The 7,920-nt window shown below is 70.5% G+C and carries 8 protein-coding genes and 2 tRNA genes; 3 read left to right on the forward strand and 7 right to left on the reverse strand.

Features of this window, described 5'->3' with window-relative positions; all coding sequences use genetic code 11:
* The first annotated feature begins 523 nt into the window (after positions 1-523).
* Entirely contained in the window at positions 524-751 is a 228-nt protein-coding gene (locus tag IEY96_RS32375; protein WP_189198596.1) for a hypothetical protein, read from the forward strand.
* Between the two features lie 7 nt (positions 752-758).
* Here the strand turns inward: IEY96_RS32375 and IEY96_RS32380 are convergent, their stop codons facing one another.
* Together IEY96_RS32380 and IEY96_RS32385 are read right to left on the reverse strand one after the other, a co-directional pair.
* Positions 759-1,556, reverse strand: a complete 798-nt coding sequence (locus IEY96_RS32380; protein ID WP_189198597.1) for a carbon-nitrogen hydrolase family protein — start codon at positions 1,554-1,556, stop codon at positions 759-761.
* A gap of 40 nt (positions 1,557-1,596) precedes the next feature.
* Positions 1,597-2,430 (reverse strand): DMT family transporter, encoded by an 834-nt coding sequence (locus tag IEY96_RS32385; RefSeq protein WP_189198598.1) that lies wholly within the window; start codon positions 2,428-2,430, stop codon positions 1,597-1,599.
* Between the two features lie 41 nt (positions 2,431-2,471).
* Here IEY96_RS32385 and IEY96_RS32390 point away from each other — a divergent pair, with 41 nt between their 5' ends.
* Positions 2,472-3,095, forward strand: a complete 624-nt coding sequence (locus tag IEY96_RS32390) for a helix-turn-helix domain-containing protein (RefSeq protein ID WP_189198599.1) — start codon at positions 2,472-2,474, stop codon at positions 3,093-3,095.
* Between the two features lie 24 nt (positions 3,096-3,119).
* On the opposite strand, the gene clpX is transcribed toward IEY96_RS32390, so the two are convergent.
* From clpX to IEY96_RS32415, 5 genes are all read right to left on the reverse strand, one after another.
* A complete protein-coding gene (gene clpX, locus IEY96_RS32395; protein ID WP_091319119.1) occupies positions 3,120-4,415 on the reverse strand; it encodes an ATP-dependent Clp protease ATP-binding subunit ClpX in 1,296 nt (431 codons plus the stop codon).
* A 214-nt stretch (positions 4,416-4,629) separates the two neighbouring features.
* Entirely contained in the window at positions 4,630-5,292 is a 663-nt protein-coding gene (locus IEY96_RS32400; protein WP_091269636.1) for an ATP-dependent Clp protease proteolytic subunit, read from the reverse strand.
* Positions 5,293-5,302: 10 nt separating this feature from the next.
* Positions 5,303-5,944: an ATP-dependent Clp protease proteolytic subunit gene (locus IEY96_RS32405; protein ID WP_088960728.1), complete on the reverse strand. Its 642-nt coding sequence runs from the start codon at positions 5,942-5,944 to the stop codon at positions 5,303-5,305.
* A gap of 173 nt (positions 5,945-6,117) precedes the next feature.
* Positions 6,118-7,464 carry a trigger factor gene (gene tig / locus IEY96_RS32410; RefSeq protein ID WP_091319115.1) on the reverse strand — a complete coding sequence of 449 codons (1,347 nt, stop codon included), beginning with the start codon at positions 7,462-7,464 and terminating at the stop codon, positions 6,118-6,120.
* Between the two features lie 145 nt (positions 7,465-7,609).
* Positions 7,610-7,683 (reverse strand) — tRNA-Pro (locus IEY96_RS32415).
* A 148-nt stretch (positions 7,684-7,831) separates the two neighbouring features.
* Here IEY96_RS32415 and IEY96_RS32420 point away from each other — a divergent pair.
* Positions 7,832-7,905, forward strand: a tRNA-Gly gene (locus tag IEY96_RS32420).
* Positions 7,906-7,920 lie beyond the last annotated feature (15 nt).

Raw genomic sequence — 7,920 nt, forward strand, 5'->3', positions numbered from 1 at the left:
TCAAAGAACAACCACACACCATCCGGAAACCCCGCACCAGCAGGACCCCCATCCGGGGCAACCTCTCTAACTTACCCGGCCCGATCCTCGCTGTCAACCTCGTGTTTGAGGTGATCAACTTGGTTCGACCCGATCCACGCTCACGCACGCCGTGACCGGCGGTCGTTACTGTCGTGGGTTCCGGCGGACCGGCCGATCGCCGCTTTCGCGGCCACCCGCCCGGCTCCCTGCCGGCTTTCGAACTCTACCCGGTCGGCTTCGCGATCGCAACCCCGTGTTTCCCGGAGTCTTTCGCACCGCCCGATCCTCAGTCTGGCTCGGCGTCGCCGCCACCAGCCTGGCGCCCGTTCTCGGCCCGTTTGTCCGGCCTCCCGCGTGCAGAGAGAAAGTTACGCGGACGGCTCCGAGAAGGCAAATCAACGATCGTCATTGCCGGAACCGCCGGCGCACCGACGACGCCGGGCGGCGGAAACCCGGCTACGGACGGGACCACTGCGGGTCCATCCGTGCCAGAGTGTCTGGCATGGATGACGTGTCCCGGCTCCCGGCGACGACGCTCGCCGAGGAGGCCCTGCTCGGGCTCCTGCTGCCGTTCTGGCAGCTGGTCATCGGCGCCTTCGTGCTCGTCGTCGTCCTGGCGTCGGTGGGACGCCTCGCCCGGCGCGGTCCGTCCCGGATGACCACCGCCCTGCTCGTCACCGCGGTCGCGATCGCCGGCTTCACGGTCGTCGGCGTGCTGCTGGAGAGCTGAGCGGGGGTCAGAGCCGCCGGTTGGCGAGGCTGGGCACCTCGACGCGGATCGTCCGCAGGCGGTCGAGGTCCACGTCGGTCACGGCAAGCCCCGGGCCGTCAGCCACCTGGCTGAGCACCGTCCCCCACGGGTCCACCACCATGCTGCGCCCGAAGCAGGTCCGCCCCGGCTCGTGGTCACCCCACTGGCCGGCGGCCGCGACGTAGCACTGGTTCTCGATCGCCCGGGCCCGGAGCAGCACCTCCCAGTGGTCGCGTCCCGTGTGCATCATGAACGCGGCCGGCACCACCAGCAGCTCCGCCCCGCCGTCGACGGCCAGTTGCCGGTAGAGCTCGGGGAACCGGAGGTCGTAGCAGATCGACAGCCCGACCCGGAGACCCTCGACGTCGACCACCACGGGCTTCTCACCCGGCGCCACGGTGGCCGACTCCTGGTAGGAGACCCGGCCGGGAATCTCGACGTCGTACAGGTGGATCTTGCGGTAGCTGGCGGCGAGCGCGCCGTCCCGGTCGAAGACCAGCGAGGTGTTCCAGGTGTGCTCGGGGTCCGGACCCGCCTCGTGGAACGAGCCGGCGATCACCCAGATGCCGAGCCGGCGGGCGGCGTCCGCGAAGAACCGGCCGACCACACCGTCGACCGGCTCGGCCGGGGGCATGCCGGCGGCGGGGCCGAGGTAGTCCACGTACTCCGGGAGGACGGCGAGGTCCGCGCCGGCCGCCGCGGCCCTGGCCAGCAGGGCGTCGGCGGCGGCGAGATTGGCGGTCCGGTCGTCACGGGCGTTGAGCTGACAGACGGCGACACGCATGATGCTCAGCGTACGGGGGGAGGGCGGGCGACGACAGGGCTCAGACGCTCGCCAGCACGAGCGCGCCGGCGGCGAAGCCGAGCCCGGCCAGTTGCACCGGGCGGAGCCGTTCCCGGTCGACCGCGAGCGCGAGCAGCACGGTGCTCGCCGGGTAGAGCGCGGCGATGGCGGCCACCACGCTGAGGTGCCCCCGGCCGGCGGCGGCCAGGAAGAGCGCGTTGGCGGCCGAGTCCAGCAGGCCGGCCGCCGCGGCCCAGCGGAGCACGCGCGGCCCCAGCCGCAGGCGTACGCCGGTGCGCACGGCGAGCGCGAGGCCGAAGGCGATGGAGCTGACCCGTACCGCGGCCACCGGCCACATCCCGGCGCCCTCGTCGGCCTGGCCGAGCAGCGCGAAGAAGATCCCGAAGAGCAGCCCGGCGCCGAGGGCCATGCCGATCAGCCGGCCGGACACCCGACCGGTGGTGCCGCCCTCCCCCAGGCTGACCAGCGCGATGGCCACCACGGCGAGGCCGGCGCCGGCCAGCGCGAGGGTGCCCGGTGAGTGGGCCGTGACGAGCCCGGCGACGATCGGGACGACCGCGGCGGTGATCGCGGTGACCGGTGCGACGACAGCCATCATGCCGCCGGCGAGGGCCTTGTAGAGCAGCATCACGCCGGCCGCGCCGGCCACCCCGGCGAGCAGCCCCCAGGCCAGGTCGAGCGGGGCGGGCGTGCCCGGCACGATCAGAACGAGGGCGAGCAGCAGCGGAACGCTGAGCAGCTGCGAGACCACGGTCACCGCGATCGGGTCGGCGTGCCGGGACGCCTTGCCGCCGGAGAAGTCGGCCGTGCCGAACGCGACCGCGGAGACCGCCGCGAGCACAATGGGGAACATCAGGCAGTCGTACCACAATATTGACCGCGAAGGATAGTGTGATGACCGACTCCGGCGGGCGGGTGGGCGCGGTGACCTCCGCGGTCGCCCGTCAGGTACGCGAGCTGCGGGCCGCCCGCGGCTGGTCCTTCGAGGAACTGGCCGGCCGCTCCGGGGTGAGCAAGGGCATGCTCGTGCAGATCGAGGGGGCGCGGACCAACCCGAGCGTCGGCACGCTCTGCCGGGTCGCCGATGCGTTCGGCGTCAACATCGCCCGGCTGCTGGAACCGGCCGAGGAAAGCACCGTACGGGTCTCGCGGGCCGGCGACGCGCCGGTGCTGTGGCGGGGCGGGAACGGCGGCACCGCGCGGCTGCTCAGCGGTCTCGGCGAGCCCGACCTGGTGGAGCTCTGGGAGTGGCGGTTGCAGCCCGGCGAGGCGCACCAGTCCGCCGACCACCCGCGCGGCACCCGGGAGGTGCTGCACGTGCTGGCCGGGACCGTCACGGTCACCGTCGAGGGCGTCGACCACGAGGTACGCGCCGGCGAGACCGTCGAGTTCCACGCCGACCGCGAGCACGGCTACCGCACCGAGGGCGACGAGCCGGCGCGGCTCGTGATGGTGGTGGTCACCCCGTCGGGCGAGTGGGACCGCCGGACCCGGTCACGCGGACCGCGCCCGAGCTGACCCGGGCGCGGTCGCGGCGGGCGGTCAGGCCGACTTCTCCTCGCGGTCCCGGCGGGCCCGCCGGCCGGTGAACTCGCGGGGCACGATCGTCGGGTTGACGTTCTCCAGGACGACCTCGCGGGTGATCAGCACCCGGGCGGCGTCGGGGTTGCTCGGCACCTCGTACATCACGGAGAGCAGGACCTCTTCCATGATCGCCCGCAGGCCACGGGCGCCGGTGCCGCGGAGCATGGCCTGGTCGGCGATGGCCTCCAGCGCGGGCTGCTCGAACTCCAGCTCGACGCCGTCCAGCTCGAAGAGGCGCTGGTACTGCCGGACCAGGGCGTTGCGCGGCTCGGTGAGGATGCGGACCAGCGCGGAGCGGTCCAGGCTGCGCACGTTGGTGATCACCGGGAGCCGGCCGATGAACTCGGGGATCAGCCCGAACTTGAGCATGTCCTCCGGCATGACCTGGCTGAAGATGTCGTCGGTCGACCGCTCGGAGACCGACCGGAGCCGGGCGCCGAACCCGGTGCCGCCGGAGCCGGTGCGGGCCTCGATGATCTGGTCGAGGCCGGCGAAGGCGCCACCGCAGATGAACAGCACGTTGGTGGTGTCGATCTGGATGAACTCCTGGTGCGGGTGCTTGCGCCCGCCCTGCGGCGGCACGTTGGCCACCGTGCCCTCGAGCATCTTCAGCAGCGCCTGCTGCACGCCCTCGCCGGAGACGTCCCGGGTGATCGAGGGGTTCTCCGACTTCCGGGCGATCTTGTCGACCTCGTCGATGTAGATGATCCCGGTCTCGGCGCGCTTGATGTCGTAGTCGGCGGCCTGGATCAGCTTGAGGAGGATGTTCTCCACGTCCTCGCCGACGTAGCCCGCCTCGGTGAGCGCAGTCGCGTCGGCGATCGCGAACGGGACGTTGAGCATCCGGGCCAGGGTCTGCGCCAGGTGGGTCTTGCCGCAGCCGGTCGGGCCGAGCAGCAGGATGTTGGACTTGGCCAGCTCGACGCCGTCGCTACCCGAACCCGGGGCGCCGGCGGCCTCCGCCTGGATCCGCTTGTAGTGGTTGTAGACCGCGACGGCGAGCGCCTTCTTGGCCTGCTCCTGACCCACGACGTAGTTGTCGAGGAACTGGCAGATCTCCATCGGCTTGGGAAGTTCTTCCCACTTCACCTCGCCGGACTCGGCCAGCTCCTCTTCGATGATCTCGTTGCAGAGGTCGATGCACTCGTCGCAGATGTAGACCCCGGGGCCCGCAATGAGCTTCTTGACCTGCTTCTGCGACTTGCCACAGAAGGAGCACTTGAGTAGGTCGCCGCCGTCACCGATCCGTGCCACCTACGTTCTCCCTGCACTCGTCGGCCGGTACGCCGGCCCTGACCTGCGGGCGCCGCGCGCCCGTCCGTCCTGTCGTCCCACCTCGCCGGTCCGACCCAGCGAAGCGGCACAGACCCGACGTTACCCGCTGCCGGAGGTTTCTCCGACCCCCAAAACGGGTGTGTCAGAGGTCGGCCGGGAACCACGCCCCGACCGACCTCCGACCTCGCACTGCTCAGCTGGCGGCGTGAGAGGCCAGCAGACCCTTCTTGCGGCTGGTCAGGATCGTGTCGACCAGCCCGTACTCCTTGGACTCCTCGGCCGTCATGATCTTGTCACGGTCGATGTCCTTGCGAACCTGCTCGATGGGGCGGTTGCAGTGGCGGGACAGCATGTCCTCCAGCTGCGTACGCATCCGCAGGATCTCCCGGGCCTGGATCTCGATGTCCGACCCCTGGCCGTAGCCGCCCTCGGTGGCTGGCTGGTGGATGATGATCCGGGAGTTGGGCAGCGCCATCCGCTTGCCCGGGGTGCCCGCCGAGAGCAGCACCGCCGCCGCGCTGGCCGCCTGGCCGAGGCAGACGGTCTGGATGTCCGGGCGGACGTACTGCATGGTGTCGTAGATCGCCGTCATGGCCGTGAACGAGCCACCCGGCGAGTTGATGTACATGATGATGTCGCGGTCCGGGTCGGTGCCCTCCAGCGTCAGCAGCTGGGCCATCACGTCGTTGGCCGACGCGTCGTCCACCTGGACGCCGAGGAAGATGATCCGGTCCTCGAAGAGCTTGTTGTACGGGTTGGACTCCTTCATCCCGTACGACGTGCGCTCGACGAACGACGGCAGGACGTAGCGGTTGTGCACGGCCGCGAACTGGGGCGGCAGGCTCAGGTCGGTCATCGTCAGCTCCTCAGCTCAGGGTCCCGGCGCCATCCGGAACCTGCGCGGCCCCGATGATCACCTTGTCGATGAAGCCGTAGTCCATGGCCTCCTGGGCGGTGAACCAGCGGTCCCGGTCCGAGTCCGCCTCGATCTGCGCCTGGCTCTGGCCGGTGTGGTGGGCGACCCGCTCCTGGAACATCCGCTTGGTGTAGAGCATCTGCTCGGCCTGGATCGCGATGTCCGACGCGGTGCCGCCGAGGCCACCCGAGGGCTGGTGCATCATGATCCGCGCGTGCGGCAGCGCGTAGCGCTTGCCCTTGGTGCCGGCGCAGAGCAGGAGCTGGCCCATCGACGCGGCCATTCCCATCGCCACGGTCGACACGTCGTTGTCGATGAACTGCATGGTGTCGTAGATCGCCATGCCGGAGTAGACCGAGCCACCCGGCGAGTTGATCCAGAGGTTGATGTCGCGGTCCGGGTCCTCCGCCGCGAGCAGCAGGAGCTGCGCGCAGATGCGGTTGGCGACCTGGTCGGTCACCTCGCTGCCCAGGAAGATGATCCGCTCCTTGAGCAACCGGTTGTAGACCGAGTCGTCGAGGTTGCCAATGGAGTCGCCACCACGGGCCTCGATCGCCCGGAGCGACTTCTTGGGGATGTGCATGTCGGTCATGGCAGCCCTTCGCTCTCCGTACCGTCCTACCCGACACTAACCGCTCGGCCGGGGGGCGTACTCCCGGTCGGGGCACTGTTCGCTCTCAGCGCAGTCACCCTCGGGGCGTACCCGGAAAAGGGTTTCGGCCGCCGCCCGGCGCGGAGCGCGGGACGGCGGCCGACGCCCGACGATCAGTGCTGGTGGTCGTGCTCGGCCTCGTTCTGGGCCCGCAGCGCGTCGAGGGAGACCTCGTTGCCCGCCGCGTCCTTGATCTTGATCTTCTCCATCACCGAGGCGAGCGCCTTGCCCCGGCGGACGTCACCGAAGACGGCCGCGGCGGCGCCGGAGCGGACCAGCTGGTCGTAGTACTGCTGCGGGGCCATGCCGGCGCGCTGGGCGCGGTGGACGATCTCGTGACCGAACTCGTCGTCGGAGACCTGGACGTCCTCGGCGTCGGCGAGCGTGTCCAGCAGCAGCTGGATCTTGACGCCCTCGGTCGCGGCCTCGGTCAGCTCGGTGTCGATCTGCTCCTCGGTCTTCTCCTCGGCGGCGAGGTACTCCTCCAGGGAGGCGCCGATGCGCTCGAGCTGGTCGACCATCGCGGCCTTGCGGCTCTCGACCTCCTCCTTGACGACACCCTCCGGCGCCGGCACCTCGGCGGCGGCGACCATCTGCTCGAGGGCCTTGTCCCGGGCGGCGTAGATCTGCTCGACCTGCTTGCCCCGGGTGACCCGCTCGCGCAGGTCGGCGCGCAGCTCCTCGATGGTGTCGAACTCGCTGGCCAGCTGGGCGAAGTCGTCGTTGAGCTCGGGCAGCTCCTTCTCCTTGACCGTGCGGACGGTCACCGCCACGTCGGCGTCGCGGCCGGCGAAGTCGCCGCCGACCAGCTGGGTGGAGAAGGTGGTGCTGTCGCCGGCGGCGAGGCCGACCAGCGCCTCGTCCAGCCCCGGCAGGAGCTGCTTGCTGCCGACCTCGTGCGAGATGTTGCTCGCCTGGCCGCCCGGCACGTCCTCGCCGTCGACGGTGGCGTTCAGGTCGATCTGGACGAAGTCGCCCTCCTGGGCGGCCCGCTCGACGGTCTTCAGCGTGGCGAACCGCTCGCGCAGGCTGTTGACCTGCTCGTCGATCTCGCTGTCGGCGATCTGGATCTCGTCCACGGTCACCTCGATGGTGGCCGGGTCCGGCAGGGTGATCTCCGGACGGACGTCCACCTCGGCGGTGAAGTTGAGCGAGTCACCGTCGTTGAACTCGGTGATCTCGACCTCGGGACGGCCGAGCGTCTTCAGGTCGTGCTCGCGGACCGCGGCCAGGATGTTCTGCGGGATGGCCTCCTGCACCGCCTCGTTGAGGACGGTGCCCCGGCCCACCCGCTGGTCGATCACGGCGGCGGGAACCTTGCCCCGGCGGAAGCCGGGAACCTGGACCTGCTGGCCGATCTCCCGGTACGCCTTCTTGAGGCTCGGCTCGAGCTCGACGAACGGCACCTCGATGGCGAGCCGCACGCGCGTCGGGCTCAGAGTCTCGACGGTGCTCTTCACAGGCGTACTCCTTGACGGATCTCAGTTGAGTCTGGGCGTGATTGCGCGCATCGAGTGTAGGCGAGCCGGCCTGCGGCATCGGCAGCGCCCGGGCACCGCGCGGAAAAAATCGGCGGTTCCCGGGCGACCCGGTCGCGAACGACAGTCGGGGTGGCGGGATTTGAACCCACGGCCCCTCGCTCCCAAAGCGAGTGCGCTACCAAGCTGCGCCACACCCCGTGGCGACGAAGAGTGTATGCCGTCCGGGCCCGCCGGACGGTCACCGGGGCGTACCAGCGGGGGTCGGCGCGGCGCACGGTACGGGGCTGCGCGTCCGGTTCCGGGATTGGGTAGGCTGTCGGGCGCGTCCCGCGAGAGCGGGGCGCACGCGGGCGTAGCTCAATGGCAGAGCTTCAGTCTTCCAAACTGACGGTGCGGGTTCGATTCCCGTCGCCCGCTCCAACAGCCTCCGGCCCA

This window comes from Micromonospora fulviviridis (genome assembly GCF_014648395.1).
GTDB classification, from domain to species: Bacteria; Actinomycetota; Actinomycetes; order Mycobacteriales; family Micromonosporaceae; genus Micromonospora; species Micromonospora fulviviridis.

Coding starts and splice junctions, on each gene's coding strand:
- IEY96_RS32375 (WP_189198596.1), top strand. CDS start 524: ATGGATGACGTGTCCCGGCTCCCGGCGACGACGCTCGCCGAGGAGGCC.
- IEY96_RS32380 (WP_189198597.1), bottom strand. CDS start 1,556: ATGCGTGTCGCCGTCTGTCAGCTCAACGCCCGTGACGACCGGACCGCC.
- IEY96_RS32385 (WP_189198598.1), bottom strand. CDS start 2,430: ATGTTCCCCATTGTGCTCGCGGCGGTCTCCGCGGTCGCGTTCGGCACG.
- IEY96_RS32390 (WP_189198599.1), top strand. CDS start 2,472: ATGACCGACTCCGGCGGGCGGGTGGGCGCGGTGACCTCCGCGGTCGCC.
- IEY96_RS32400 (WP_091269636.1), bottom strand. CDS start 5,292: ATGACCGACCTGAGCCTGCCGCCCCAGTTCGCGGCCGTGCACAACCGC.
- IEY96_RS32405 (WP_088960728.1), bottom strand. CDS start 5,944: ATGACCGACATGCACATCCCCAAGAAGTCGCTCCGGGCGATCGAGGCC.